24 protein-coding genes are annotated in these 26,684 nt (G+C 41.5%); 13 read left to right on the forward strand and 11 right to left on the reverse strand.

The window, feature by feature from the left end; genetic code table 11:
• Window positions 1-61: 61 nt before the first annotated feature.
• Entirely contained in the window at window positions 62-1,525 is a 1,464-nt protein-coding gene (locus FSC11_RS04535; RefSeq protein WP_163165407.1) for a TolC family protein, read from the reverse strand.
• 415 nt (window positions 1,526-1,940) lie between these two features.
• On the opposite strand from FSC11_RS04535, the gene FSC11_RS04540 reads away from it, so the two are divergent.
• Both FSC11_RS04540 and serC read left to right on the forward strand, forming a co-directional pair.
• Window positions 1,941-2,567: a hypothetical protein gene (locus tag FSC11_RS04540; RefSeq protein ID WP_227591007.1), complete on the forward strand. Its 627-nt coding sequence runs from the start codon at window positions 1,941-1,943 to the stop codon at window positions 2,565-2,567.
• A gap of 145 nt (window positions 2,568-2,712) precedes the next feature.
• Complete coding sequence (gene serC / locus FSC11_RS04545) at window positions 2,713-3,795, forward strand: 3-phosphoserine/phosphohydroxythreonine transaminase (RefSeq protein WP_005222827.1); 1,083 nt, start codon at window positions 2,713-2,715, stop codon at window positions 3,793-3,795.
• 608 nt (window positions 3,796-4,403) lie between these two features.
• Here serC and FSC11_RS04550 read toward each other — a convergent pair.
• The gene (locus tag FSC11_RS04550) at window positions 4,404-5,333 is read right to left on the reverse strand and encodes a hypothetical protein (RefSeq protein ID WP_004815058.1); all 930 of its coding nucleotides are present in this window, start codon (window positions 5,331-5,333) and stop codon (window positions 4,404-4,406) included.
• Window positions 5,334-5,562: 229 nt separating this feature from the next.
• On the opposite strand from FSC11_RS04550, the gene FSC11_RS04555 reads away from it, so the two are divergent.
• Window positions 5,563-6,066 (forward strand): YaiI/YqxD family protein, encoded by a 504-nt coding sequence (locus FSC11_RS04555; protein ID WP_163165409.1) that lies wholly within the window; start codon window positions 5,563-5,565, stop codon window positions 6,064-6,066.
• Between the two features lie 15 nt (window positions 6,067-6,081).
• Window positions 6,082-6,984, forward strand: a complete 903-nt coding sequence (locus FSC11_RS04560; RefSeq protein ID WP_004892136.1) for a DMT family transporter — start codon at window positions 6,082-6,084, stop codon at window positions 6,982-6,984.
• 10 nt (window positions 6,985-6,994) lie between these two features.
• Here the strand turns inward: FSC11_RS04560 and FSC11_RS04565 are convergent, their stop codons facing one another.
• On the reverse strand, window positions 6,995-7,561 hold the full coding sequence (locus FSC11_RS04565; RefSeq protein ID WP_163165411.1) for a PilZ domain-containing protein: 567 nt from the start codon (window positions 7,559-7,561) through the stop codon (window positions 6,995-6,997).
• A gap of 26 nt (window positions 7,562-7,587) precedes the next feature.
• Between FSC11_RS04565 and FSC11_RS04570 the strand changes: the two genes are divergently transcribed.
• From FSC11_RS04570 to FSC11_RS04580, 3 genes are all read left to right on the forward strand, one after another.
• A complete protein-coding gene (locus FSC11_RS04570; RefSeq protein WP_004815071.1) occupies window positions 7,588-8,823 on the forward strand; it encodes a lipoprotein-releasing ABC transporter permease subunit in 1,236 nt (411 codons plus the stop codon).
• Window positions 8,816-9,499 (forward strand): lipoprotein-releasing ABC transporter ATP-binding protein LolD, encoded by a 684-nt coding sequence (gene lolD / locus FSC11_RS04575; RefSeq protein ID WP_005222821.1) that lies wholly within the window; start codon window positions 8,816-8,818, stop codon window positions 9,497-9,499. The genes FSC11_RS04570 and lolD overlap by 8 nt, the downstream gene beginning before the upstream one ends.
• A 96-nt stretch (window positions 9,500-9,595) precedes the next feature.
• Window positions 9,596-12,049 (forward strand): DNA internalization-related competence protein ComEC/Rec2, encoded by a 2,454-nt coding sequence (locus FSC11_RS04580; protein WP_163165413.1) that lies wholly within the window; start codon window positions 9,596-9,598, stop codon window positions 12,047-12,049.
• Here FSC11_RS04580 and FSC11_RS04585 read toward each other — a convergent pair.
• Window positions 12,036-13,046, reverse strand: a complete 1,011-nt coding sequence (locus tag FSC11_RS04585) for a lysophospholipid acyltransferase family protein (RefSeq protein ID WP_163165415.1) — start codon at window positions 13,044-13,046, stop codon at window positions 12,036-12,038. The two genes, FSC11_RS04580 and FSC11_RS04585, sit on opposite strands and share 14 nt — an antisense overlap.
• A 128-nt stretch (window positions 13,047-13,174) precedes the next feature.
• Here FSC11_RS04585 and sppA point away from each other — a divergent pair, with 128 nt between their 5' ends.
• Window positions 13,175-14,197, forward strand: coding sequence for a signal peptide peptidase SppA (gene sppA / locus FSC11_RS04590; protein ID WP_004815079.1), 1,023 nt, complete (start codon window positions 13,175-13,177; stop codon window positions 14,195-14,197).
• Entirely contained in the window at window positions 14,194-15,000 is an 807-nt protein-coding gene (locus FSC11_RS04595; protein ID WP_163165417.1) for an alpha/beta fold hydrolase, read from the forward strand. Before sppA ends, FSC11_RS04595 begins: the two co-directional genes overlap by 4 nt.
• A 58-nt stretch (window positions 15,001-15,058) precedes the next feature.
• On the opposite strand, the gene purN is transcribed toward FSC11_RS04595, so the two are convergent.
• On the reverse strand, window positions 15,059-15,688 hold the full coding sequence (purN, locus tag FSC11_RS04600; RefSeq protein WP_163165419.1) for a phosphoribosylglycinamide formyltransferase: 630 nt from the start codon (window positions 15,686-15,688) through the stop codon (window positions 15,059-15,061).
• 4 nt (window positions 15,689-15,692) lie between these two features.
• On the reverse strand, window positions 15,693-16,763 hold the full coding sequence (gene purM, locus FSC11_RS04605) for a phosphoribosylformylglycinamidine cyclo-ligase (RefSeq protein ID WP_163165421.1): 1,071 nt from the start codon (window positions 16,761-16,763) through the stop codon (window positions 15,693-15,695).
• Between the two features lie 134 nt (window positions 16,764-16,897).
• Here purM and cxpE point away from each other — a divergent pair, with 134 nt between their 5' ends.
• The 4 genes from cxpE to FSC11_RS04625 all read left to right on the forward strand — a co-directional run bounded on the left by cxpE (window position 16,898) and on the right by FSC11_RS04625 (window position 23,290).
• Window positions 16,898-18,118, forward strand: a complete 1,221-nt coding sequence (gene cxpE, locus FSC11_RS04610; RefSeq protein WP_111810410.1) for a chloramphenicol efflux transporter CxpE — start codon at window positions 16,898-16,900, stop codon at window positions 18,116-18,118.
• A gap of 14 nt (window positions 18,119-18,132) precedes the next feature.
• Window positions 18,133-18,837 (forward strand): DnaA regulatory inactivator Hda, encoded by a 705-nt coding sequence (gene hda, locus FSC11_RS04615; protein ID WP_004815088.1) that lies wholly within the window; start codon window positions 18,133-18,135, stop codon window positions 18,835-18,837.
• 122 nt (window positions 18,838-18,959) lie between these two features.
• Complete coding sequence (gene rbtA, locus FSC11_RS04620; RefSeq protein WP_163165423.1) at window positions 18,960-20,828, forward strand: rhombotarget A; 1,869 nt, start codon at window positions 18,960-18,962, stop codon at window positions 20,826-20,828.
• Window positions 20,829-20,839: 11 nt separating this feature from the next.
• Window positions 20,840-23,290 (forward strand): hypothetical protein, encoded by a 2,451-nt coding sequence (locus FSC11_RS04625; protein ID WP_163165425.1) that lies wholly within the window; start codon window positions 20,840-20,842, stop codon window positions 23,288-23,290.
• 90 nt (window positions 23,291-23,380) lie between these two features.
• On the opposite strand, the gene FSC11_RS04630 is transcribed toward FSC11_RS04625, so the two are convergent.
• The 5 genes from FSC11_RS04630 to FSC11_RS04650 form a co-directional block, all read right to left on the reverse strand.
• Window positions 23,381-23,779 (reverse strand): DUF3106 domain-containing protein, encoded by a 399-nt coding sequence (locus FSC11_RS04630; RefSeq protein ID WP_004892165.1) that lies wholly within the window; start codon window positions 23,777-23,779, stop codon window positions 23,381-23,383.
• Window positions 23,769-24,086, reverse strand: a complete 318-nt coding sequence (locus FSC11_RS04635) for a hypothetical protein (RefSeq protein ID WP_004815094.1) — start codon at window positions 24,084-24,086, stop codon at window positions 23,769-23,771. The genes FSC11_RS04630 and FSC11_RS04635 overlap by 11 nt, the downstream gene beginning before the upstream one ends.
• The gene (locus FSC11_RS04640; RefSeq protein ID WP_004815096.1) at window positions 24,083-24,697 is read right to left on the reverse strand and encodes an RNA polymerase sigma factor; all 615 of its coding nucleotides are present in this window, start codon (window positions 24,695-24,697) and stop codon (window positions 24,083-24,085) included. The genes FSC11_RS04635 and FSC11_RS04640 overlap by 4 nt, the downstream gene beginning before the upstream one ends.
• A 168-nt stretch (window positions 24,698-24,865) precedes the next feature.
• The gene (locus FSC11_RS04645; RefSeq protein ID WP_048882448.1) at window positions 24,866-25,642 is read right to left on the reverse strand and encodes a TrmH family RNA methyltransferase; all 777 of its coding nucleotides are present in this window, start codon (window positions 25,640-25,642) and stop codon (window positions 24,866-24,868) included.
• 51 nt (window positions 25,643-25,693) lie between these two features.
• A complete protein-coding gene (locus FSC11_RS04650) occupies window positions 25,694-26,668 on the reverse strand; it encodes a class 1 fructose-bisphosphatase (protein WP_004892169.1) in 975 nt (324 codons plus the stop codon).
• Window positions 26,669-26,684 lie beyond the last annotated feature (16 nt).

Below are 26,684 nucleotides of genomic sequence, written 5' to 3' on the forward strand. Positions count from 1 at the left end.
TCTGAAGCCGGTTCATCAACAGGAAATTCTGGCTTTTGCTCATCAGTCATGTTTGGCTCCATTAACGAATATAGTGAGTATTGGCATGTTGCATATAGTCTGGAAATTCAGTAATTGAGCCATGGCTTTGCAATAAAGTGGCAAGTGACATGATGTATTTATAGGCATTCAGGGCCATTTCAGCTTTCAGGCCACTCAACATATTTTGCGCATCAATTACCTGCGTCGCGGTGCCAACATCTTCCTTAAAAGACAGTTCCTGAATACGCAGATTTTCTTGTGCTGCTTTCAGGTTTCGTTGTAATAACAGATCACTTTGCTGGGCGCTGACTGCTTCACTAAATGATTTATAAATCAGATTCTCAATTTCCTGTTGGGTACGTGCCGTCATCAATTCTGCTGCATGGCGCTTCAGTTCGGCAGCCTGAATATTCTTGTTTTTATCAATGCCGGAAAATAAGTTATAACGTGCTGCAACGCCTACAATCCAGTTCTGGTTTTCATCCAGACTATATTCACCAAAGGCAAATACATTGGGTCTTTTTGTTGCCTGCTGGGCTTTAACATTAGCTTTGGCCAGCTCAGTATCCATTTTCATCTTTTTAATAAGCGGGGAGTTCTGGCTAAAACTGCTGAGCAGAATATTTACATTTTGAGGTCCAGCACGATTTACAAATAAAGGTGTGCTCAGTTCGGTAATATGGCTGCCCTGTAGAAAGTTATTCAGCTGGAATAAGGCAGCATTCAGATTCGCCTGCGTATTTTGTTGTGTGCGTTCAGCATTGTTGCGTGCCACTTCGAACTGCATGCGCTGACCCTTACTGATGAATCCCTGCTTTTCCATTTTCAGCGCATTACGGTAATGTTGCTGCATGGCATTTGAATTAAAACGTGCGGCTTCCAATAACTGTTTTTGCAGTTGCACATTAAAATAAGCCTGAATCAGTTCAAAGCGTTGTGTATCCTGCTGTTGCTGGTTGCTCAATTCACTGCGTCCCGCCTGAATACTGGCTATTTCTTTGGCACTACGGGTGAGGCCTCCGGTATAAAGTGGCATCATCACTGAAATAGTAGGGCGAATAACTTCATCTCTAAGTACAACATTGGATGAATCTGGAATTAAACTAACACCATCCTGAATAGGTTGCTTCAAGCTTTCTTTAAGCGGGTCGGCAATAGCCTGGTCTAAATTAAACTCATCAATTTTATTATTTAAGCCATTGGTAAGTGACTGCTCAAGGTTATTTTTAATAGTACCTAAAGGAATGTCTAATTCATTACGAAAGGCATAAGCACGAACATTCAGATCAACCCGTGGCAAACCAATGCCTTTAACCGCTTCTGCTTCAAGTTTTGCAGCCTGTTCCAGATTCTGGAAAGCCTGACTGGTATAGGAACGTTGCAGCAGTTGTCGTTCTGCATCCTGAAAGCTGATAGTTTGTGCATAGGCAAAACCGCCATACATCATGGATGCAAGTACAGACAGACCCCAGTAAACACATCGTTTATTTTTCTTCATATTCATAAAGTAGAGATGCAAAAGCACATTAAATCAGTTTTATGAGTATTATAAGTCAAGTGCTTGTAGGTTAGGAGAAAAGGAAAGTTGTAATAGTGTTATAATCACGACTTATAGGAATCATTTATATAAGAATCAAATTCTATGGTTAATATCAAAATATATATTTTGTGTAAAATATAAACATAAATATTGAGATTGATTCTAAAAAATTGATAAAAAAACATTAGAAAATTTAGCAGAATTCATATGTGGAACAAATGAAGAAATATATCCGGTTTGTCGAAAAGGTTCAGATCTAACTTCTTTTTTTCATAGTGTAGGTATATCTGTTTATCATGATGGATCAACACGTGCTAAATGGGTATTCGAGCAACTTGTAAGTTGTAGTAAAAGTCAGCTAGCTGATGTTTTAAAAAGATTGGCTTCTCTAAAAGAATATAGTGGAAATCATTCAAAAGTAATAAGTGCATTAAGACTTCTTAACAAAATTTTGTATATAGAAGGCTTCGAAATTTATCTGGAAGGAATTGAACCCAAGTTTAAAAAAATACAAATAAATTTTAGTGAGAAGATTGAACCTGAATTCAAGCCAATCCCTAGACCCAATTTTCTAGTATTAGGTTTAGAACCTGGTGTAGGAGAAATTCTTGATTATAGATGGGACGAAATCCAACGTTGTATCGAAGCTGATGCTGATTTATCGGCGGTAATTCTTATGGGAAGCTTATTGGAAGGATTACTTTTAGGAGTAATTCATAAAAATATTAAGCTTGCTAATCAAGCATATTCAGCTCCTAAAACCCGAGAAGGAAAGGTTAAACCTTTTTCAGAATGGAAATTGAGTGAAATGATTGATGTTGCGCATTCATTAGGTTGGATTGAAATTGATGTAAAAAGATTCTCCCATTCTCTCAGAGAATTTAGAAATTTAATTCATCCTTATGAACATATGATATCGAATTTTAATCCTAATAAAGATACTACTAGTATTTCTTGGTTGGTTGTTCAGGCCGCTATAAACGATTTAACGAAAACTTTAAGTTAACAGTAGAAATTAAATTTATCCCTCGAATCTACATTGATTTTTTGACTCTATCTTCATTCATGGATTGAAATAATTTTGTGCAAGCTAAGTCCAGATATGGTTAAATGCCATCATTTTATTGTGTTTCACTCTGAAAGGAAAAATCATGCGCGCGTACAACTTCTGTGCTGGTCCTGCTGCATTACCTACTGCCGTTCTTGAAAAAGCTCAAGCTGAAATGCTCGACTGGCAGGGCAAGGGTCTTTCGATCATGGAAATGAGTCACCGTAGTGCAGACTATGTCGCGGTTGCTGAGAAAGCAGAAGCAGATCTACGCAAACTCATGAACATTCCTGAGAATTATAAAGTATTGTTCTTACAGGGTGGTGCATCGCTACAGTTCTCTGCAATTCCGTTGAACTTGTTGGGTAAAAACAACAAGGCTGACTATATCCATACTGGCATCTGGTCTGAAAAAGCATTGAAAGAAGCAAAACGCTATGGCGACATCAATGTCATTGAAGCAGGTACTAAAACTGCTGATGGTAAATTAGCGATTACTGAGCAAAGTACCTGGAACCTGTCAGATGATGCTGCTTATGTGCACTATGCAGATAACGAAACGATTGGTGGCCTGCAATTTGCCCATATTCCTGAAACTGACAAGCCATTGGTGTGTGATTTCTCTTCAAGCATTTTATCTGCGCCAATCGATGTAACTAAATTTGGCCTGATCTATGCCGGTGCACAAAAGAATATTGGTCCTGCTGGTCTGACGCTGGTCATTATCCGTGAAGATCTATTGGATCAAGCGAAACCGGAAATTCCAAGCATCCTGAAATATGCAGATCAAGCGAAAAATGGCTCTATGGTGAACACTCCATCAACTTATGCCTGGTACCTGTCAGGTCTGGTATTTGAATGGTTGTTAGAGCAGGGCGGTGTAGACGCAATTTATAAAGCTAACCTCGCAAAAGCTGAACTGCTGTATGGTTATATCGACTCTAGCGATTTCTATGCAAACCCGATTGCTAAAGAAAACCGTTCAATGATGAACGTGCCATTTACTTTGGCGAAACCTGAACTGGAAAAACAGTTCCTGAAAGAAGCTGAAGAAAATCATCTGTTGAACCTTGCAGGTCACCGTTCAGTAGGTGGTATGCGTGCAAGTATCTACAATGCGGTTCCGCTTGAAGGTGTTCAGGCACTGGTAAAATTCATGGATGAGTTTGCAAAACGCAATGCTTAAATCCAGCATGCAAAAAACCCAGCTCAGGCTGGGTTTTTTTATCTTCCGATTCTGAAAATTAAAACACGAAAAGATGAAGTAGAAAGGCGCAGATCAGCATGCCCAAGGCAAAAAACAAGCATGACATCATGTCAATGTCATAGCTCGAGCGAAGATGATGCTCGACTTGATGTAAATTTTCTTCCTGTACGATTTTCATAGATATTATTGTCCGATCTATTTATCGTTAATTACTATTTGTTATGAGCCTTTTTATCATAAAAAATTGGTCAAATAAAGTACATTTTTAATTTAACTGCATAAAGTTATTATTTTTCTCATCCATTAGATAAATCTACCTATTAATCCTGCAAAAGCAAGAGTCACTGTTTACAGGGTATTGCCAATATCATAAATAATATTCATTATTTTAAAAATGAATTTGTTTGAATTTAAAATTGTGGATAAGTGATTAATTTATGAATTTATAAAGTGTATTTAGAAGGGTAAATTGTGGATAAAATAACCAGCTCAATAAAAATCATTAATGAAAAATCTTTATTTAAAAAAACAGGAGATATTCAACGGATGTGAATATTTCCTGTTTTTGAATTTAAACTGTAAAATTTTTAGGCTTTGCTATAAATGTTGGCCTGAATCCATAGATTGCCACGGATATATTGCCCGATACTAAAGTCTTTATGTGCTGGATTGCGCGTAGCAACACGGAGCAGGGTGGCAGGGCGACCTTCATCATGAATCAAGGTGACATCATAAAGAGTGTATTCCTGATCCATAAATTGCATTGAAGTCTTACCGACAATATTGCCCTGGAACCAGGCTTCATCTTCCTGACCAATGGTTTCACCATAGAGGTAAGCCACCATTTTAGAGAAATCTACAGTAACCGGAGCTTTATCATCTTCAGATTTAGGTTCCCACGCATCAATCTGTTCCTGCAGATTTTCTGGTGCAACGCCATTGTTGGCTGCCAGAATATCATTCAGCGCACGGTGATGTTTGATTGAAGCCGGATCATCGACAATCAGATGTTCATGTTCCGCTACAGGCTCGAGTTCATAAGCCCAGGCATTCAGATTCACCAGATAATTTTGATCTTTATCATATTGTGTATGATTGACGCTATACAGACTGTCAAACGCATACACAATATTGTTCAGACCCAGATTCAGGCGTAATACGGCTTGAGTATTGGACTTGCAGCTGATAATCCGTTCAATTTGTGCCTTTACTTTATAAGGACTGTCGAAGCATGGAAAGGCAGTTTTGACTGCTTTGGGTTTATTGCTTTCCACCTCAATGATCTGGCTTAACTGCACAGTGGCCTTGCTCGGACCCTGAATCAGCCAGGTGTTTTCATCCATATCGCATTCTTGTTTGCAGAGACCCATCGGCATGACCGGGGCATCAAGTGCCTGAGTTAACCACTTCGGTACATCGGTACCTGGATTGTCTGTAAGGAGATTCCAGTGTTCAACATGACTACCGAAGTTTTGATCATCGATAGTGATGATCTCAGGACTATTTGAATTTTTCATATGCACAATTGATCTGGGATTGCTTATTTATAGTTAATCGAGGGTCATTCTGATTTTTCAAGTCAATCAGATGAATTTTAAAATTAAATTGCCATCAGATTCTTGTCAATTCTTATTCGCAGTCTAGAGATCAGCATAGTTGTAATTGTCCAAAGGGTGTACCAAACATGGTCATATCAAAAGGGTATAAAGAAAACCGGAACGATGAGCACTGCATTTGCTAGAATAGATGACATTCATTTCTATCCCGGACCCATGCGTGTTGCCATTTAAACTTTGGGTAGATGCCGATGCATTACCCCGTATTCTTAAAGATGTCATTATTCGCGCTTCAGACCGTTATCAGCTTGAAGTGACTTTTGTAGCAAACCAGCCTGTAGGGATCACTCCTTCAATTCGTATTAACTCGATTCAGGCACTCAGTGGTGCCGATGCGGCAGATCAGGAAATTGTAGATCGCATGAATGAACATGACATCGTGATTACCCAGGATATTCCGCTGGCGGCACAGGTCATTGAAAAAGGTGGTATTGCCATTCATCCACGAGGTGAAATCTATACCACGGCGAATGTCAAAGCGCGTCTGCATTTACGTGATTTTATGGATACGCTGCGTGGCGCAGGGGTACAAACTGGCGGACCGCCACCAATTTCTGAGCGTGATAAACGCGAGTTTTCCAGTTCACTCGATCAAACCATTCAAAAGCAAAAGCGTAAAACAGCTGCAAAATAACGAGAAAATTTTCAAATGCCCAAACAAAGTAACCTGATGGTAACCTATGCCTTACTGGTTTTCATCTGGTCCACCACACCACTGGCAATTGTCTGGAGTGTGGAAGATCTGCATCCAATGTGGGCATTGGCAATCCGGTTCTTTCTGGCTCTGCCTTTGGCTTTGGGACTACTTTGGCTGTTTAAAACCCGGTTACCATTTGATCGTGTTTCCTTGCACAGCTATCTGGCAGGGGCCTGCAGTTTTATCGGCTCGCAGACCTTTACCTATTGGTCTACAGACTATCTTAGCTCCGGTATCATTGCCCTGATGTTTGGTCTTTCACCTGTGATTTCCGGCCTGATTGGGCGCTTCATGTTTGGGATGCATCTTTCTCTCAATCAATGGCTAGGGATGACAATTGCCTTAACAGGACTTTCTATTATTTGTCTGGGGGATGCGGATCAGCATATTCAACCAGTCGGGATTGTGATTGCGCTAATTGGTGTGCTGGTTTATTGCATGTCCATGTATTGGGTGAAAAAGATTAATGCGCCAATTGACCCGATGGCACAGGCAGCAGGCTCGATTGGCTTGTCGGTAATCTTCTCTATCGGTATGCTGCCTTTTATCTGGCAATACGCACCTACTGCCATGCCACATGCCAAGAGTCTATTTGGATTAGGGTATGCCGTGATAATGGCTTCGCTGATTGCGATGTTCTGTTATTTTAAACTGGTGCAGAAGATCAAACCGACTACCTTGTCGCTTACCAATGTATTGACACCGATGTTGGCACTAATGATAGGCGCTTTACTGAATAATGAAAAATTGCCCCTCATTGCTTTGGTGGGGGTCGTAATTTTATTGTCTGGTCTTGTTGTATATTTCCTGAAAGAAATTCGGGCGAGCATTCAGGCCCGTCATAAAAAGCAATAATTTAGTCAGATTATGAAATTTCGTAAGCTTTCACACATTCGCTAATTTTTGCCCGGTCCTGTGGATGTAGAGTAATGAAATAAGCCCCAGTGCGGAATTGGCCATTATCTTCGGCACGGCTATAAACCACTTGCGCTGTCGCTGCAATATGGAAGAAGTTCTCCGGATGGCTTAAGGTCAGGTGAATATAGGTGCCTTCCTTGATGAGATGTTTACTAAAAAAGCTTAAGCCAGACTCGGAAAAGTTCACATCTTCAGGGACAGGTAACATGCTCTGTACAATTGAATCGTATAAAGACCCGGTGATCAGGTTTAATTTTTGGTTAAATAAGGATAAGATTCGAGCAATTTGTTGATCTTTTTCAGCTAATTGTTCTAATTCGTAGTTGAGTGCATGATCAAATTGATCTAACTCAGCAAGTAGTAGAAAATAGCGGGGCAATACGAAATTAGCATCGTAAGGATCATTTAAGGCTACATCATCGGAAATAATCTGATAATTAATTCGTAAGGCAGCATCGATGCGTGACATGACACGTCTTTCAGTAACTCCATGCTGATGCTGTAAATTTTCCATAATTTATTACCTCGGACTAGATGGTTATGTTCAAACCAATCTCGCTGTACATAGGGTTGAAATATACTCGCGCACGGCGCAGTAACCACTTTATTTCTTTTATCGCTTTAGTCTCTATGATCGGCCTCACGCTTGGTGTGGCAGTCCTCATTACAGTACTGTCTGTAATGAATGGTTTTGATCGAGAATTAAAAAATCGTGTCTTAGGAATGATACCTCAAGCCACTGTTTCTTCAACACAAATTTTAACAAATTGGCCTGAACTTGCAAAAAAAATTGAACAACATGAACATGTTCAAGGTGTTGCTCCATTTACCCAGTTACAGGGAATGTTGACTGCGCAAGGGCAGGTTGCCGGGATCATGGTCACAGGAATCGAACCAGATTATGAAAAGAATGTTTCTATCATTCAAAATCATATGGTTGAAGGCAGTATCGATCAGCTGAAAAAAGGTGAGTTCGGAATTGTGCTGGGCAAGCAGATGGCAGACTCAATGGGGGTCGGTTTAAACGACAGTATTACCCTGGTATTGCCGGAAGCCACGCCGTCACCTGCTGGTGTAGTGCCACGCTTTAAGCGCTTTAATGTGGTCGGAATATTCAGCATTGGTGCTGAAGTGGATTCAATGATGGGCTATATCGCCCTGAATGATGCGGCAACTTTGCTGCGTCTGCCAGATGGTGCACAGGGGATCCGCATGAAGCTGGATGATATCTTCCTGGCACCGCAAGTTTCACGTGATATTGTCATGAATTTGCCAGCAAACTTCTATGCATCTGACTGGACTTATACTCACGGTAACCTGTTTAGTGCCATTCAGATGGAAAAGGCAATGGTAAGTTTGCTGCTGTTCCTGATTGTCTTGGTCGCAGCGTTTAATATTGTCTCCTCTCTGGTGATGGTGGTAACTGACAAGAAATCGGATATTGCCATTCTGCGTACCTTAGGTGCTTCACCTGCAACTATTACCAAAATCTTCATGGTGCAGGGCACTGTCATTGGTGTAATTGGTACCTGTGCCGGCGCAATTCTGGGTATTATTGCTGCAACCAGTATTAGTAGTCTGGTGGGCTGGCTGAACAATACTTTAGGTCTGCATATGTTTGATGCTTATTTCATTAATTACTTGCCGTCTTATCTACGCTGGCAGGATGTAGTGCTGATTGTCGTATTGTCATTGGTCTTAAGTTTTGTAGCAACAATCTATCCTGCGCTACGAGCAGCCAAGATTCAGCCTGCGGAGGCATTGCGTTATGAGTAATATCATTCTAGATGCCCAGAATATTCAAAAATCTTTTACCGATGGTAAATCTACAGTTGAAGTGATCCGTGGTCTGTCTTTGCAGGTGCAGGCGGGTGAATTTGTTTCAATTGTTGGTTCAAGTGGTTCAGGCAAAAGTACTTTGCTGCATGTGCTCGGTGGTTTAGATCGTCCAACTTCGGGTCACGTGATGGTGAACGGCCAGCGTTTTGATACGCTGTCTGAAGCTGAGCGCGGTTATGTGCGTAATGAGCACTTGGGCTTTGTGTATCAGTTCCACCACCTTCTGCCTGAGTTTACCGCGCTTGAAAATGTGGCGATGCCACTGATGCTACGTAAGGCCAGCAAATTCAAGGAAGTAAAAAAACAAGCTGAGTATCTGCTGGAACGTGTGGGCTTAAGTCATCGTTTAACCCATAAACCGGGCGAGTTGTCTGGTGGTGAACGCCAGCGTGTGGCCATGGCGCGTGCCTTAGTGGGGAAACCAAAATTGATGATGGCCGATGAACCGACCGGGAATCTGGATCGTAAAACTGCGGTAAAAATTTTTGAGCTACTGACCGAATTACGTCAGGAGTTCAATATGGCCATGCTGATTGTAACCCATGATGAGCAATTGGCTCAGTCAGCAGACCGTATTCTGCATATGCAGGATGGATTATGGGTGAATGACTGATATTGTCCTAAAAATATTGGAATAATCCTCTTTGATTGAAGCTCACTCCGGTGGGCTTTATTATTGCGTCATAAAATAACAATAAAAAGAAAAATCATGCTGCAATGGCTAGGTGTAGGCTGGATTCTTGGCTTGACAACAATGGGGTGGAGTAAAGCTGAATACCAGTTATCAGCAGGATCAGTCTGCTTGATTATGCTGGTATGGCTGCTTATCTACCGGGTCATCCATTTAAGGCTGCATCATGTTTATCTACGTTTTATTTCTATTTTATTTTCCTTAAGTCTGAGCTTTTTATTAGGGCAGGGCTTTGCCAATCATGCTCTTGATCAGCGATTGCAATTTATCGAGAAAGAAGTTGGGCAGCGAGAAGTTATCGTTTATATCTCCCGGCTCAACAAAATAAATACCAATATTATTCAGCAACCCTTACAGGTATTACAGCCGAATGGGACGCTAGTGCAGTGGCTGGGTTCTGTTAAACAGGAAGGACCAGTGCAGGCTGCGTTTAATATGTCAAATCAACTCCAGCTGGGACAGTATTATCGACTGAATGGGGAAGTGCGACCGGCACATGCCTATGCCACGCCTGGTGCATTCGATGTGGAGAAATGGTATCTCGAACAGAATCTGATGGCAGGATTTCGTATTCAACAGATTCAGCCTATAACCCAGCAAGAAGTTTATGCACTCGGTTTTAGCCAGCATGTACGCCAACAGCAAAGTTTAAGATCCCAGCTACTTCTTTGGATTGAACAAAAACGATTAGAGTTAAGGGTATTTATTTATCAACAGCCAATACGAAACAAAGGGTTGATGCTGGCTCTGCTAACGGGTGATGAGAGTTTACTGGATCCAGCAATTGAACAGCAGTTTCGCCGTTTCGGCATGAGTCACCTCCTGGCAATTTCTGGGCCGCATGTAGTGATTTTTGCACTGATATTCTGTGCGAGTTTACAGTTTTTGACAGCCAGGATTTTTCCAGCTCTCTATCTGAAATGGCCCAGACAATATTACCTGAGTATACCTTTTTTACTTTGTGTCTTGCTGTACTGTGCCTTTGTGGGTTTTGAAATTCCGGCCTTACGTACTTTGTTGATCTGTGTGATGATCACGGCCAGTATCTGGTTGAGGCAGTATGTACAACCTTTAAAGTTACTGATCTTAAGTGCAGCAATATTACTGTTACTGGATCCCTTTAGTATTTTGTCCGCAGCTTTCTGGTTGTCTTATGGTGCCTGTTTTGTCTTGCTGCGAATTTATCAGACCATACAGCGACAACCACGAGATGTAATCCAAAGTCCAGGACAACGTCTGTATTTTGCAGTAAAAGTTTTAGTCGAATCTCAGTGGAAAATTTTTGTCGCGTTATTTCCCTTAATGATTATTTTCTTTAAACAGCTGGCCTGGATCGCACCATTGAGTAATTTGTTCGCGATTCCATGGATTGGTCTACTTATTGTGCCACTGGATATTATTGCCGCTCTATTTTTCTTCATTGTGGAACCATTCGCGGCACTGATCTTTCAAATGAACGATCTGATGATCAGTATGTTAGTTGGTTTTTTAAATCTACTGGATCATCTGTTTTCACCTGAACTGATCCCGGTCGCTATGACACCATGGCTACTGATATTGAGTATCATTATTCTTGTAATTCTTTTTATACCGTGTGGAGCGGTACCTAAGTCATGGGCAGCGTGTGGACTGGTACCCATCATAGCAATGCCCCTTTATCATTCGCCATTTCAATTGCATGTGCTGGATGTGGGGCAGGGTCAAAGCATCTTTATCCGTCAAGGCCAACATAACATGATGGTGGATACTGGTGGCAATTATGATGAAAGCCGTTTTAGTGTCGGTGAACAGATCATTCTTCCATTTCTATCCGTGCAGGGAATATCTAAGCTTGATCAGCTGGTATTGACCCATTTGGATCAGGATCATAGCGGAGCTTATATGCATATCCGTGATCAACTTAAGGTTTCAGAGCTTATCGCCAGTGAACAGCCTGAACTGAATGAAAGCACTCAATTTAAATTATGTCAGAAGGAACAGTCCTGGAACTGGAATGAACAGGTTTATTTTCAGGTGTTATCACCGCGGTCAGACTCACTTAATCAGTTTAAACCTGATAAAAATGAAAATTCCTGTGTTATCCATATACAAGTTAAAGATGCCTGGCCTTATCAGTATTTTTTACTGATGGGCGATACAGGCTGGCAAACTGAGTTTCAATTGCTAAGAGATTATCCGGATTTAAAAGTCGATGTGTTGATCTTGGGGCATCATGGTAGCCAGCACAGTTCAGCCTATCAGTTTTTACAGCATTACCGCCCCAAAATCGCGATTGCTTCTGCTGGGCGATTTAATCGTTATGGCCATCCCAGTCGATTGACTCAAGCACGATTACAAGCTTTAAATATTCCACTGTTAAGTACGCCAGAGCACGGTAGCATCGAGTTTTTTATTAAAGAAAAACAAATACATCTTGCATCTTATCGATCAAAATATAGATGGTTGCAGAGAGAAGATCTTAAGATTCAATAGCTGTATTCGTATTTAAAGTCTGTAAAGTTTCTGCTGCAAGTTTTGCCTGTTCGTCCTGATAGGCCTGGCGCAGATCATTAATTTTAGCTAGTGCTTCATCTTGTGGAATGCGATAAATGGTGCCGCCCAGAGACTCATGCGCTTTAAAGCGTTTATAGCTCCAATGGTAATGCTCAGGGTAACGATGAATCAATTCTTCCATTTTCTTGAAAATAATCTCGGTACCCTGATTCGGGGTAGAGCTATAAATTTGCTCATCGAGGGGCTCGAAGAATACATCAAAGCCTCCTTCAGTATTACGCATTGCAAAAAGGAACAGGCATTTTGCCTTGGTCTTTTGAATCAGTTTGGCGCTGAGATTACTTGAGCTGAGTGGTACACCAAAAAAAGGAATATATTCACCGCCTGCAGTTGGGGTATGGTCTGGAAGGATGACTGTCGTGCCACCTTGTTTCAAGGCTTTAAAAATCTGACGAACGCCTGTTTCATCGGTGGGTAATAAGGTGGCCTGCTCACGACTCCGTGCCTCACGAACAAAGTCATCCACAGCAGGATCTTTGACCGGCTTATACATAATGCTCATTTGAGTAAATTGAGCGAGATAAGCATTCATGATTTCCCAGGTACCAAAATGCGGCACAATCAGTACCAGTCCTTTATTTGCTGCAAGTGCTTCCTTAAGTAAATGTTGTCCTTCTACACGGTGGACACGTTGAAGATTTTTTTCATTGCTCGAGCCCCAAATACTAAAAAACTCAAAATAAGACATCAATTCATTCCGGATTGAGGCACGCGTAATCTCTTCGCGTTGCTGCTCTGAAAGCTCCGGAAGTGCAATTTTCAGATTAAAGCGAATGGTTTCTGAGGTCTTGGAAGTCTTCAATAGATTTACAATGCCCGCAAGACTGCTTGCCATCAATCTCGTAATTGGAAGTGGAAGTCGGCTGACGAATTTAAGCAAACCATAGGTTGAATTCTTTGAGCTTTGTGCAGTCATTGAATTGATATTAAGAGCAATGGGAAGGAATAATTGAAATTTATTATAGGATAAAACTGCTGGTTTAGACAGAAATACTCAAATCGGTGTATATAATGGGCACAATATAATTATGTGTTGGATTGTTTATGTCCGATTGGCCACCAAAACCTGAAAATCAAATACAAAATACGCCACAACCTCAGCAACCAACAGGACCTGAGTGGAAACTGCTTGAAAAAGCGGTACTTGCCTCTGTAGAAGAGCAGCGCCGTGCACGTCGTTGGGGAATCTTCTTTAAATTCCTGACGTTTGCCTATTTGCTGTTTATTATACTTGCCATGGGCAAAAGCTGCAGTACAGCATCGACTGATGCCACTAAAACTTCAGATGAGCATCTGGCGGTGGTTGATATTATTGGCACGATTGCATCAGACAAGCAAAGTGTGAATAGTAACAACACCATCAAGTCGCTGAAGAAAGCTTATGCAAGTAAGCAGGCGAAAGCAGTGGTTCTGAATATCAATTCTCCAGGTGGTTCACCAGTGCAATCTGATGAAATCTGGCAGGAAATTCAGTACCTGAAAAAGCAGTATCCGCAGAAAAAGCTGTATGCTGTAATTGGTGATACTGGCGCTTCGGGTGCTTATTATATTGCTTCTGCTGCAGATGAAATTATTGTCAATCCATCGAGTCTGGTCGGTTCAATTGGCGTAATCATGCCGAACTATGGCGTGAGTAACCTGATGCAGAAACTGGGCGTGGAAGACCGTACCATGACTTCGGGTGAAAATAAGGCACTACTTTCGATGACCCAGCCAGTTGATGCTGCACAGAAAGCCCATGTTCAAGGAGTGTTGGACAATGTACATGCTCACTTTATCAATGCAGTGAAACAAGGTCGTGGAGCAAAGCTTAAATCAACTGATCCTGCAATTTTCTCTGGTCTGTTCTGGACGGGTGAACAGGCAGTACAATTAGGTATTGCTGACCGTACCGGTAGCTTACAAACCCTGAAGCGTGAGCTGAAAACTGATAAAGCCTTGAACTACACCGTTGAATATAGCCCATTTGAGTCTATCTTAGGTCGTATGGGGGCTTCCCTAGGCGAAGGTATTGCCAGCTCGGTTGCTCAGAAACTCAGTACTGAAAGTCAGACCAAACTGCAATGAAGCCAATTATTCATTTTGCGCACGCCAATGGCGTGCCTTCTCGTGTCTATCAGAAACTGTTTGATGGACTAAAAGATGAGTATGACATTATCTATGTGCCGTTGCTGGGTCCAGATAAACGTTATCCGATTGATAATCATTGGAATAGCCTGACCCAGCAAGTGATCGACAGTATCGTATGCCAAGCGCAAGGTCGCCAGGTGATTGGTCTGGGGCATTCGCTAGGTGGAGCCTTAACCATGATGGCTGCTCGGCAACGGCCCGAACTGTTCGAGCAGGTGATCATGCTGGACCCACCTTTGATTATGGGACCATCTTCATTGATGCTGCATATGGCAAAAGTGTTAAAGCTAAAGGCTGTAGATACGATGTCACCTGCTGCTTTGTCTTTACGCCGTCGTGATCATTGGGAATCCCGTGAGCAGGCAACAGAATTACTACGTTCAAAGGGCTTTTATAAAGATTTTGATCAGGAGTGTTTTCAAGCCTATATTGATCATGCCTTGAAAGATGACCCAGTGCGGGGTGGGGTTGAGCTGACCATTCCCAAAATGGACGAAGTGAATATCTTTCGTACCAATCCATCCTTATGGTGGTTACCGCAAGCAAAGGTCAAACTGCCGATGCATCTTGTTGTAGGTGATGAAAGCCTGTTTCATAAAAGACAGTTTCCAAGATTGGTTCAGAAGAAGTTTGGTATTCCCTTTACGGTAACGCCAGGTGGACACATGTTTCCTTTAGAAAGACCGTATGAAGTCGTTGGTCTGATCAAGCAGCTCATCGCAGAGCAGTCTTTAAAGTAAAAAAAGTGAAGCATAAAAAAACGCATCCGGGGATGCGTTTTTTTATGCAGTGTATTCTTTAGAATTTGCAGAATTGAACCGGTTCCTGCATCAACTCACCGCGATACATTACGCCAGCAGCAGTATGCTGAATCGTACCAGTACAGATCCATTCCACCACTTGCGGGTAAATCAGATGTTCCAGTACATGCACGCGCTGAGCTAAAGTATGTGTTGTATCTTGATGAGATACTTTTAAAATACCTTGAGCCAAGGCCTGACCGGCATCCAATTCAGCGGTTACATAATGTACGGTACAGCCGTGCAGGGTATCCCCAGTATTCAGCACCCGTTGATGCGTGTGCATACCTTTGTAATTCGGCAAGAGAGAAGGATGGATGTTCACCATTTTACCTTCCCAGGCTTTAACAAATTTTTCACTTAAAATTCGCATAAAGCCTGCCAGTACTACTAAATCCACATCCCAATCTAACAGTTGTTGATGCATCACATCATCAAAAGCTTCACGATTCGGATACTGCTTGTGTTCAATCACTGCAGTCTGAATTCTAGCTTTTTGCGCACGCGCTAAAGCATAAGCTTCAGGTTTATTGGAAATTACGCCGACAATTTGCCCTGACAGATTGGCATCAATCAAGGCTTGCAGGTTAGATCCACTGCCTGAAACAAGAACAGCAATTTTAATCATGCGATTATGCGAAGATCACACGGATTTTTTCATCAGCGCCTTCTACAGACTCGGCATTGTCCGCAATGTGACCCATCGTCCATGCTTTTTCGCCAAGGCTGTTCAATACGTCTACAGTTTTGTCTGCATCTGCTGCATCAACAACAAGTACCATACCTACGCCGCAGTTAAATGTACGATACATTTCAAACTGTTCTACACCACCTTCGCGTTGAAGAAGCTTGAATAGTTCAGGCCATTCCCAAGAAGACTCATTCACAACTGCTTGAGCACCGTTTGGAAGTACGCGAGGCAGGTTACCTGGCAAACCGCCACCAGTGATGTGTGCCATTGCATGCACATCTACCTGTTTAAGCAATTCAAGAATCGGTTTTACATAAATACGTGTTGGTTCCATTGCTACGTCAGCAAGTGGTCGACCATCGATGATCTGGTTTAAATCAACGTTTTTCACGTCAAGAATTTTACGAAGTAGTGAGTAACCATTTGAGTGTGCACCTGAAGATGCAACACCAACTAGCACATCGCCTGCTTTAACTTTAGAGCCATCAATAATTTTACTTTGCTCAACAATACCCACACAGAAACCTGCAAGGTCGTAGTCTTCACCTTCATACATGCCTGGCATTTCAGCAGTTTCACCGCCAACCAATGCACAACCAGCAAGTTCACAGCCAGCACCAATGCCAGTAACAACATTTGCTGCGACATCAACATTCAAGTGACCAGTTGCATAGTAATCCAGGAAGAACAGTGGTTCAGCACCACAAACGAGAAGGTCGTTTACACACATTGCAACCAGATCCTGACCAATTGTGTCATGACGGTTCAAATTCAATGCTAAACGTAATTTTGTACCAACACCATCAGTGCCAGATACGAGAACAGGTTCTTCATAACCTTTAGGGATTTTACAAAGTGCACCAAAGCCACCAAGACCGCCCATAACTTCAGGACGTTTAGTGCGCTTAGCGACGGACTTGATTCGGTCGACTAACGCGTCTCCCGCTTCAATATCGACACCTGCATCTTTGTAGCTTAAACCAGTGTTTGGGGTAGAAGTTGAGTTGCTCATAATGAAGTCTCCGCATTCGCGGCGCTGATTATACCCGAATATACGAAACTCTTATGTTATTTATGTCCTAAAATGCTATCTTTATTCAAATATTTTACTTTTTATAATGATTAATAGAGAAAAGGCAAGACTTTATGGTAGATCGTACCTTACGTCGCATTTTTATCTTGGCTGGTATCGCCTTGATTATTTGGGTCTTATACCTGCTTAAGCCTGTTGTTGTTCCATTTGTCGGCGCATTTTTTATCGCCTATTTATTTAGTCCTTTGGTTGATCGTTTACATCGTATTGGTCTGCCGCGCTGGCTCTCTATCAGTATTGTTTTTATCGGGATTGGGGTAGTGCTGACTCTAGCCATGTGGTACTTGGTACCGTTGGTATGGAAACAGTTAATGTATGCCCGCGACAGCATTCCTGCAGGAATTCACTGGGTCAATTATACTTTCCTGCCATGGCTGTCTGATACCTTTAATCTCGTGCCAATGGAAATTGACACCAACCAGATTTCCAGTGTGGTCATGGATTATGTCCAGACCAATTATAGTGCCGACAGCATTCAGGCAATGGCCTTGAAATTGGCACAATCAGGGATCAGTTTTATTCAGATTGGTGGAACGATTGTTCTTGTTCCCATCATTGCTTTTTATTTTCTGCTCGACTGGGAACGTATGCTCGACAGCATGCGCCGACTCATTCCACGTCCATACGAGCGTAGTACTTTGGAAGTTGTTGGTGAATGCCACGAAGTTTTGGGTGCATTTGTGAAAGGACAATTTCTGGTCATGGTATTACTAGGCGTTGTTTATGCCGTCGGTTTACAATTGATTGGCCTGGAAATCGGCCTGATCATCGGGATGGTCGCGGGCCTTTGCAGTATTATCCCGTATCTGGGTTTTGCAGTTGGGATTATTGCAGCAGTAGTGGCGACTTTATTCCAGTTTGGAATTGACTGGTGGCAACTGGTTCTAGTGGGTATTGTATTCATGGTGGGTCAGGCGGTAGAAGGCTATATCCTGCAACCATTCCTGCTTGGCGATAAAATAGGCCTGTCACCAGTGGCTGTAGTATTTGCCGTATTGGCAGGTGCTCAACTGGCAGGCTTCCTAGGTATGCTGATTGCCTTGCCAGTCGCTGCAGTGATCGTTGTATTGCTGCGTCATGCGCGTGAATTCTATGAAAAAAGTGCACTCTACGATAATAGAACCCTCATCATCCAAAAAGCCTCTACTGGCTCTATCAATATTGAAACCCCTAATGTAGATGTAGATATTGACCTGAAATCGCCTCATGAGAAAGCACTGCAAGCAGATGAAAAATCGAGTAAGATTGAACAAACCCAGCTTAAAGATGGATAGGCCAAAAAATAGATATGCGTCAATTGCAACTTGATATTGAACCCCAGCTCGATGCCCGAATCAGTGATTTTTCGGGTCCGGGATGGGGGCATGTAATTGATGCGATTCGCCAGCTCCATGCGGGTCTGATTAATCGTTTCTATGTCTATGGTGGTGCTGGAACAGGTAAGAGTCATTTACTTTCTGCGATTTGTGATTCTTATCTGGAAGTGGGGAAAACTGCAATTCAGGTCTCTTTATTGGAACTTTTGGATGCACCTACAGAAGCCATTACCTCACTTGACCGCTATGATCTGGTAGCTTTAGATGATATTGAAGCGATTAGTGGCGTACCCCACTGGCAAAAGGCAGTTTTTCACTTAATTAATTATAATAATGAAGGCGGTGGTCAGCTGGTCTTTTCTTCAAGGTTTGCTCCGATTGAACTTAAGCTGGAATTACCGGATTTACAGTCTCGTTTGACCCAGGCGGTAAGTACGCGCGTTCCGAACGGAAGTCTTTATGCTGACCGTTTTGCTTTAGTATCATCAGTATTGGATAGACGTGGGATTCATCTGGATCAGCAAATTTTTGATTACCTGCTGAGTCATGGTCCGCATCAGACCTCAGTACTTTTACAAACACTTGAACAAATTATTCAACTTTTAAAGGGCGAGAAACTCAAAGTGAGTAATGCTAATTTAAGGCAGATTTATGCATTGATTGACGAATATCGATAAATAATAAAAATTCTTGAGTAATTACTCAAGTTATGACAGATTAGAGCAAAATAATTCAAATATCGCTAGGATGATGCGATTTTAGAATAAAAAGAAAGAATATAAGAAATTAGGAGAAGGTCATGCTCAAGAAGAGCTTAGGCATTGCTTTGCTATGTATTATGGGGCAGGCATACAGTGCTGAAATTGTCGTCACTACCACTGAAGATATCGTCAGGGATGATAAAGAATGTTCCCTACGTGAGGCTGTGCAATATATTAATCAGGGGATGGATAAGCCTTATCTGGGCTGTGGGGATGACAAGCCTGTTCCTGTTATCAAGTTAAAAGAGAAGGAAATTTATAAGCTAAATTCTCCATTACAAATAATACGCTCCATGTATATCCATACCACCTATGAAAAGAAGATGGGGGATAATCTAGAGAATGGTTTGAGCAATGCAACTATAAGAATTATGGACAATCTGCCTGCTAATACCTTGGGCGGAATTTTCAATATTGCTAATTCTGAAACAGTTTCAGAAAAAAATCAGACCGTATCTGTCAGACTGCGTGAAGTTACACTAGAAGGATGTGGTGCTATCAGTTGTAAAGTGAGCAAAGGGGGCTTAATTTATAACCAAGGTAAGCTCACCCTAGAGTATGTGAAATTACATCGTGGTATGGCCAACGATGGAGGAGCAATTTATATCGCTGGCACAAATAAGACCGATCAAACTAAAAATGGTAGCCTCACGGTTCAAAACTCCTTACTCGAAAACAATACAGCGAATGAAGGGGGGGCTATTTATAATGAATTACCAAACTTCCATATCAGGCAATCTGTAATTAGTAAAAATACGACGACAGCTACAAGTTCTCGTTCATCCAATATTTATACTGAAGATGTATTATCCAATGAAGAAACTGATGTACTTGTTTTGCCACAATCTTCAATTTACAGTTCTACTCTGTATGGAAATACAGGGGCAGCAGTAACTATTCTTGATGCTATTGCTATTAATAACACCACAATTATAAATAATTCAATTGGGGTCAAGTTTGATGTAGTAAACAAACCTGGTTATCTAGCAAATAGTATTGTATTGAATAATCCAGGGAGTACTTCTGCTAACACTGATCAGAACTGTCAATTTAGTTCTGAGCAAGTCAAAATGAGTTCCATTTTGCAGAATAACTTGGTAGGGAATTCCTGTGGTACGGGAGCTTCTATTTATGCGAATGAAATTCTGGATGATGCTTATACGGTTCTTGCTGGTGATCAGTTAGAGGGCAAGTGTCCGAATATTACCACTTCAGCAAATGCGATTTTATGCCCCTATTTTAAAAATGAAAAACAATTTTTGGGGTATTTCAGGCCAAGAATCCTGATGACATATACAAGTTTGAATACCACTCCAATCCTGAATAAAGGTGAACAGAATACTGATAAAACTAAAGCTGGATGTGTAGGTTATGACCAGCGTGGTAAGTCACCATTCGGTAAATGTGATCGAGGAGCAATCGAAATCCAGGATTCCAGAGATACGAGTCTGGTGGGACAGGATTTACTGATTGGTAAGTTAAATAATCAGGTGGCCCGGATTTCTATCATAGAAGCATTAGGTGATAGCGATCTTCTGCCTAAAGAGAAATGTAAGGAAGTTGTACTAGACCATCCTCAGGGTGAAGAATGGCAAGACGGCTGTTTACTGATTGAACAACAGGCTCATGTAAGTTCTAAGGGAACCGTTTCTTTGGATTTGGATGGTAATTTGGTTTATACCCCAAGAAACCCTAAAGCAGGCGCAGATCTATTTACTATACGTGTAGTGACTACGATGAATCGTTTTGATTCAAATGCAGCTTATCTTCCAATTCGAGTAAATATCGTAATGGAAGCAGAAAATAATATGAAAAGCGATAAGGTTAAAACATCAGGTGGGGCAACCAGTATATTCTGGCTGGTACTATTGATGGGCGGCTTGACCTGGCGAAAACTAAAAAAATAATTTGGAAATATATGATGAAGAATTATAAAAAAGGACTTTTCACAGCTGTCTTTTTGTCGACTATGTCATTGATGGCAGCTGAAAGTAGAATTATCCAAGTAACGACGACTTTGGATATAGATGATTTTAAATTATGTTCACTACGACAAGCAATCAGAACAGCTTATGAAAATAAAAGTTATGGAAGCTGTAATGTAGGCAATCGTTTACCTGGACAGCCTGATTATATTCAGTTAGAAAAAGGTGAATATATACTTACTCGGGGTGAGCTCAAGTTAAATTCACCAATATCTTTGTATGGTGCATTACCATTTGATGAGCAGGCTAAAGACTTATTAAAAGGAACTTTCCCGGCCCAACAGCCAATTCAGACCAGTATTAATGCACAAGGCCAGTCACGAATTTTTAATACGGTTACTTCTGGAACTACACTTGAAATTAATAATATTGCGCTAAAGAATGGTTATGCCAAGGCATCTAGTACCGATCGTGGCAATGGTGGAGCTTTATTTATTGGGGGAATACTCAAAATCTACAATTCCGCCATTCTCGATTCCAAAGCGGATAATGAGGGCGGAGCGATCTACTTTGTCGGTAGTGATAGTGAAAGAACCGTATCTCTCATTAAAACCCTGATCATGCGTAATCATGCACCACTGGGTAGTGTCTGGGCAATGGATTGTGAGCGTAAAGGACTACCAACGACCTCACCAACTAGTATCAGTCATAGCAGTATTGTCGAGAATGGTAATTATCAAACGGGAATGAGTTCCAGCACAAGCATTATTGATTATTGTGGCGCAGGCAGTATTGATATTCATGCTTCTACTATTGCTAAAAATAGGGTAGATGAAGAAGATGGTGCAATTATTCAGTTCAGCTCTCGTGCTAAAAAGCCTCTTAATGGTTTAGCTTTATTAGGTTTCGTGAGTAATACGATTGTAGAAAATGAAGCTGCTGCAACCCTCTTATATGATGATAAGGGAATGAAAGCATTTAACTCTAATATATTGGCATTTAATACCGGTCAATCCTGTAGTTATGCCTTAAATGGAGGGAATACGGCAGATCAGTCAATTAATATGATTCTGACAAATAATGCATTAGATAGTACATGTACGGTTCCGGCCGTAAAATTAATAGATGCTGCGAAAAACATCATCATCCCTGCAGCCATAGAACGTTCAGAATTGCTCTCGGATTATAAACCTGCCTCTCCATATAATATATATTTGCCACTGTATTACCCTATAGATAAAAACAGTAATACAGATTTTGTAAATGCTGGACATCTTAACTGTAGTGAAAGTGATCAGCGTGAAATTTTCCGTGTTTCGAATGGAACATTATTGCTCAATCCAGAGAATGCCAATACCTGCGATATTGGTTCTGTTGAATTGATGCGCCTAACTGCAGCGGATATACAGTCATTAAGTAATATCGCATATAGTGAAATGATTACTGTTTATGAAGATCGAATCCAGCAGCTGAAAGCTATGCTGGATGATCCTGGAAATGCACCAAGAAAATTGCAAATTCAGGCTGAACTCGATGACTTTAATTCTTTATTAACAAATACGAAAATATCTGCAAAATACCGTGCAATTTATATCGATCCATTTGAATTGGCATTACCTAAACAAATTGAAAAAGATGGTGAACTACGAAATAAACCATTTGATGCAGATCAGTATTCGATAAGTACTCAAGCCAAAGGTGTAGGAAAATTGGATGCCAGTGCTACAGGTGGAACTAACTTATTTCCTTTTGGTCCAGACGAACAACAAGTATGTGAATGGGTGCCTGAGCTGAAACGTATTATGTTTTACCGTAAGGATGGTGCTATCACACCGCCTGGTGTGAGTGAGTATTGTGTTTATACTCTTACAGAGAATCTTTCCGATAGTGAAAGAGCGAATGGTGTAGTGGCAGAAAGTTCATCGGGTGTATTAGCTGCAACCTTTAACAATATTGCACCTGTAGCTAAAAATGATATTTATACCATTCGTCCAGAAAATGATTTAAGGGTAGAAGTCAATCCATTAAGTAATGACTTCGACGATGATGGACCAATGGATAATTTAGCGCCACAATACAGGAAAACTCCAACTCATTTGGATAACACGGCAGCACCTATTCGCTTTGAAGATATTGATCCTTCATTAATCAATATGTATGCGGAACGTGAGGGAGTGTGTCTGGATGGAACGACGAGTGAGAAATGTTATGGTGGTAAAATTACTTTCGAGATTAAAAATAATTTAAGTCAGTTTGATTATCCAATTAAGTATCACTATTATGATACAGAAGGTATAAAGTCAAATACTGCAACTATTATTTTAAGAAATAGCGCGAAAAATACCAATAGCGATAGCAGCGGTGGCGGTGCCATTAATATCATTGCTTTATTCGGTCTGCTTGGCATTGCAGCTTATCGTTCACGTCGTTTATTCAAGAGCTAAAGCATTATAGAAACAATAAAAAAGCCTCAATTGAGGCTTTTTTAATATCTTTTATTTTTGGCAATAATTTTAATAGTCGGGCTGGGAGAGTTAGTTTTCAGCAACTATCAAATGTTTGTTGAAATATTCTTCACGAATCACAGGGCGTTGTTCAGGCGTTGCTTTTTGCATACGTGAAGCTAACTCTTTGCGTTCATGAGAACTCATTTTCTGCCAGGTTTCGCGCATCTTTTGCTTTTCAGCTTCGGGCAGTTGGGTAAACCAGTCCATGCGCTGTTGTAAGCTTACGCTTTGCTCTGCAGGAAGTTCTTTTAAGGTCTGATAACGCTTAATTAAAGCAACCTGTTCTGCATCTGAAAGACTATTCCAGGTTTCATTGACTTGTGTATCAGCATCTTTGGAAAAAATCCAAAAACGCTCAAATCCGGCAAAGCTGGTTTGCAGAAAGCCGAATGCACAAAATGCGAGTGCTAGTTTTTTAGCTGCCATGTGGAACCTGGTCCTCACCTAAAACCATTAACATTTCTAAGTCTTCAACCATTTGGGGTGAAAGCTTAGGTACGGACACTACCTGGGTTTGAGGCTCCTCTTGGTTAGCGACATTTGGTAAAACAACAATACCTGCAATGGCAGCTGCAAGTGCAAAACCTGACATTTTGAAGAATGCAAAACGAGAATGCTTGGTCTCCTGAATTTCTTCAAGAACACGGTTCATCACAACAGGTTTGTCCTTATGCTGTTGTGCCATACCATCAAGTTTGGAAGTTACTTTTTTTAAGAAATCATCTTGATTCATTCGGATGACCCTCCCAGAAATGGATTTAAATGTGCAAGTGAGGCACGCAGACCCTGAATTGCACGGTGATAGTGAGTTTTCACACTGCCTTCGCTGCAGTTCATAATTTGTGCGGTGGTATGCGTATCAAAGCCTTCCCATGCACGAAGCATGAAAGCCTGTTGCTGACGAACAGGCAATTGGGCAATGGCTTGCTGGATTTCTTCGGCTGTAACGGCTTGATCCAGAAACTCTAATGGGGATGGCGTTGCTTCATCGACAACATCATTGAGTTCGGCATCATCGTCATCGAGCTGAACTTTTTTAAAAAATGAAAATGGCTGATTACGACGCATTTCTTTACGTCGCCAGTCCTGTAACTTGTTATTTAAAATGGTGTAAAACAGGGGATACCATTCTTCAGTGGATCGGTCTGCATAGGATTTATGCAGGGAAATAAACGCTTCCTGGACCAGATCCATGGCAATGCCATGCTGGCTTTGGGTTGCACTTTCCATCATCACCAATGCACGACCCGTCACATCTTGCATAAAATTCTTCAGGCGTGACTCAGCTGTACTCTTTAGAGTACTAGCATCTTGCGACTGAAGCTGTTTTGGCGCTAAATCCATAGAGATGGAAAATCCTGTCATTGGATACCCACCATTATTTTCAAGTACATGTCTATATAACGTTGAAAATAATGGTTTGGTTGACATTACACTTGATTATTTCTTCTAGTGTAATCTATTTTTTATGCAGGTCGCTGAGAAATAAAATAAAGTAACTTAAATGTGTGATCAGATCCGTTGACGGACCATTTCAAAGAAACAGATTGAACCTGCAATGGCAACATTCAGTGATTCCTGACCGCCCGGTTGAGGGATAGTGACGGCTTCGGCATGTTCCAGTGCATAGTCAGAAACGCCTTGACCTTCATTGCCCAGAATCCATACACAGGCCTTACGCAAATCTTTGCTATATAAACTGCTAGAACGGTGAGAGCTGGTCACATAAACAGGAATCTTAAAGTTGTTGAGCACTTCTTCTAAAGTGACATTTTCAAAACACTGTAAAGAAAAATGTGCACCCATTCCTGCACGTAATACCCGTGGAGACCAGAGCGATGCAGAACCTTTGGTACAAATGATCTGATCAATGCCAGCCGCAGCAGCTGAGCGGAGCAGGGTGCCGACATTGCCCGGATCTTGAACATTTTCAAGAATCAGTGTGTCTGCGGTGTAATCCAATGCTTGGCTAGAGCTTGGAATATCCACGATCGCCATGCAGGCAATCGAAGTCCCTAATGTACTCAAGTCTTTATATAAAGATTCACCAATAACGAAAACGACACCGGTGTATTTCTGTAAAATGATCTCAAAGTCCGGATGTTGCAGGGCATGTTCGGTGGTGAAAATAGAATTGATTTTCTTGCTTTCATGAAGCCATGCAAGACAAAGGTGTGTGCCTTCAAGCACAGTTTGTCCTTGCTTTTTTCGATACGAATTCTGTTCAATCAAGCCACGCAAGTGCTTAATTTTAGGATTATCTTTAGATTCAAGGAAGATCGTTGGCATGGGAGAGAAGTCCACGGCAGTCAGCAGAACGCCAACTGCCGTTTTTAAATATTAGTTATGGTAGCTAGTGACAAGATCCACTTCGTTTTTCGAACCGATGATCACTGGAACACGCTGATGCAAGTCAGTAGGCTGGATGTCAAGAATGCGAACACGACCAGTCGTAGATGCACCACCTGCCTGTTCCATCAACATACTCATTGGATTTGCCTCATACATAAGACGTAAACGGCCAGCTTTTTTCGGATCTTTCAGGTCATATGGATACATGAAGATACCGCTACGGCACAGGATACGGTGAATGTCGCCTACCATACATGCAACCCAGCGCATGTTAAAGTCTTTTTCACGAGGACCAGTTTTGCCTGCAAGAAGTTCATCGATATAACGTTTTACAGGTTCTTCCCAATGACGTTGGTTTGATGCATTAATTGCATATTCTTTAGTATCTGCAGCAACCTGAATATTTTCAGAAGTCAGCAGGAATTCCTGGGTTTCTGGATCGAAAGTGAAAAAGATTGTACCTGCACCTACAGTCAGTGCCATCATGGTAGATGGACCATACAATACATAACCGGCTGCAACCTGATTGACACCCGCTTGCATGAAGTCTTCTGCCTGAGTTACAGCATTCTTAGCAGGTAAAATCGAGAAGATGGTGCCAACACACATATTGATATCAATATTGCTTGAACCATCAAGTGGATCGAACAATACCAGGAACTGACCATTTTCCTGTGCAGGAGTGAACTCATCCAGTTCTTCAGATGCCAGACCACCTACATTTGGATGAATTTTTAATGCATCGATCAAATAGTCATTAGAGATGACATCCAGTTTTTTTTGTTCTTCGCCCTGAACGTTCTCATGCTGAGCACTGCCCAATACGCCAGCCAATGCACCTTTTTGCAGTGCTTGATCAATTGTCTTACATGTATTTGCAATTGTTTCAATCACTTGTGCAAGTTCAGGTGTGAGATTCCCAGTTTTTTGCTGTAAAAATTGGGAAAGGCTTAGGTAAGACATGTCAGAAAAACTCCGA

The organism is Acinetobacter schindleri (assembly GCF_010918895.1).
In the GTDB taxonomy this organism is placed as follows: Bacteria; Pseudomonadota; Gammaproteobacteria; order Pseudomonadales; family Moraxellaceae; genus Acinetobacter; species Acinetobacter schindleri.

Excerpts from the sequence above, each read along its gene's own strand:
- FSC11_RS04535 (WP_163165407.1), bottom strand. The coding sequence starts at position 1,525 with ATGAATATGAAGAAAAATAAACGATGTGTTTACTGGGGTCTGTCTGTA.
- serC (WP_005222827.1), top strand. The coding sequence starts at position 2,713 with ATGCGCGCGTACAACTTCTGTGCTGGTCCTGCTGCATTACCTACTGCC.
- FSC11_RS04550 (WP_004815058.1), bottom strand. The coding sequence starts at position 5,333 with ATGAAAAATTCAAATAGTCCTGAGATCATCACTATCGATGATCAAAAC.
- FSC11_RS04555 (WP_163165409.1), top strand. The coding sequence starts at position 5,563 with ATGACATTCATTTCTATCCCGGACCCATGCGTGTTGCCATTTAAACTT.
- FSC11_RS04560 (WP_004892136.1), top strand. The coding sequence starts at position 6,082 with ATGCCCAAACAAAGTAACCTGATGGTAACCTATGCCTTACTGGTTTTC.
- FSC11_RS04565 (WP_163165411.1), bottom strand. The coding sequence starts at position 7,561 with ATGGAAAATTTACAGCATCAGCATGGAGTTACTGAAAGACGTGTCATG.
- FSC11_RS04570 (WP_004815071.1), top strand. The coding sequence starts at position 7,588 with ATGTTCAAACCAATCTCGCTGTACATAGGGTTGAAATATACTCGCGCA.
- lolD (WP_005222821.1), top strand. The coding sequence starts at position 8,816 with ATGAGTAATATCATTCTAGATGCCCAGAATATTCAAAAATCTTTTACC.
- FSC11_RS04580 (WP_163165413.1), top strand. The coding sequence starts at position 9,596 with ATGCTGCAATGGCTAGGTGTAGGCTGGATTCTTGGCTTGACAACAATG.
- FSC11_RS04585 (WP_163165415.1), bottom strand. The coding sequence starts at position 13,046 with ATGACTGCACAAAGCTCAAAGAATTCAACCTATGGTTTGCTTAAATTC.
- sppA (WP_004815079.1), top strand. The coding sequence starts at position 13,175 with ATGTCCGATTGGCCACCAAAACCTGAAAATCAAATACAAAATACGCCA.
- FSC11_RS04595 (WP_163165417.1), top strand. The coding sequence starts at position 14,194 with ATGAAGCCAATTATTCATTTTGCGCACGCCAATGGCGTGCCTTCTCGT.
- purN (WP_163165419.1), bottom strand. The coding sequence starts at position 15,688 with ATGATTAAAATTGCTGTTCTTGTTTCAGGCAGTGGATCTAACCTGCAA.
- purM (WP_163165421.1), bottom strand. The coding sequence starts at position 16,763 with ATGAGCAACTCAACTTCTACCCCAAACACTGGTTTAAGCTACAAAGAT.
- cxpE (WP_111810410.1), top strand. The coding sequence starts at position 16,898 with ATGGTAGATCGTACCTTACGTCGCATTTTTATCTTGGCTGGTATCGCC.
- hda (WP_004815088.1), top strand. The coding sequence starts at position 18,133 with ATGCGTCAATTGCAACTTGATATTGAACCCCAGCTCGATGCCCGAATC.
- rbtA (WP_163165423.1), top strand. The coding sequence starts at position 18,960 with ATGCTCAAGAAGAGCTTAGGCATTGCTTTGCTATGTATTATGGGGCAG.
- FSC11_RS04625 (WP_163165425.1), top strand. The coding sequence starts at position 20,840 with ATGATGAAGAATTATAAAAAAGGACTTTTCACAGCTGTCTTTTTGTCG.
- FSC11_RS04630 (WP_004892165.1), bottom strand. The coding sequence starts at position 23,779 with ATGGCAGCTAAAAAACTAGCACTCGCATTTTGTGCATTCGGCTTTCTG.
- FSC11_RS04635 (WP_004815094.1), bottom strand. The coding sequence starts at position 24,086 with ATGAATCAAGATGATTTCTTAAAAAAAGTAACTTCCAAACTTGATGGT.
- FSC11_RS04640 (WP_004815096.1), bottom strand. The coding sequence starts at position 24,697 with ATGGATTTAGCGCCAAAACAGCTTCAGTCGCAAGATGCTAGTACTCTA.
- FSC11_RS04645 (WP_048882448.1), bottom strand. The coding sequence starts at position 25,642 with ATGCCAACGATCTTCCTTGAATCTAAAGATAATCCTAAAATTAAGCAC.
- FSC11_RS04650 (WP_004892169.1), bottom strand. The coding sequence starts at position 26,668 with ATGTCTTACCTAAGCCTTTCCCAATTTTTACAGCAAAAAACTGGGAAT.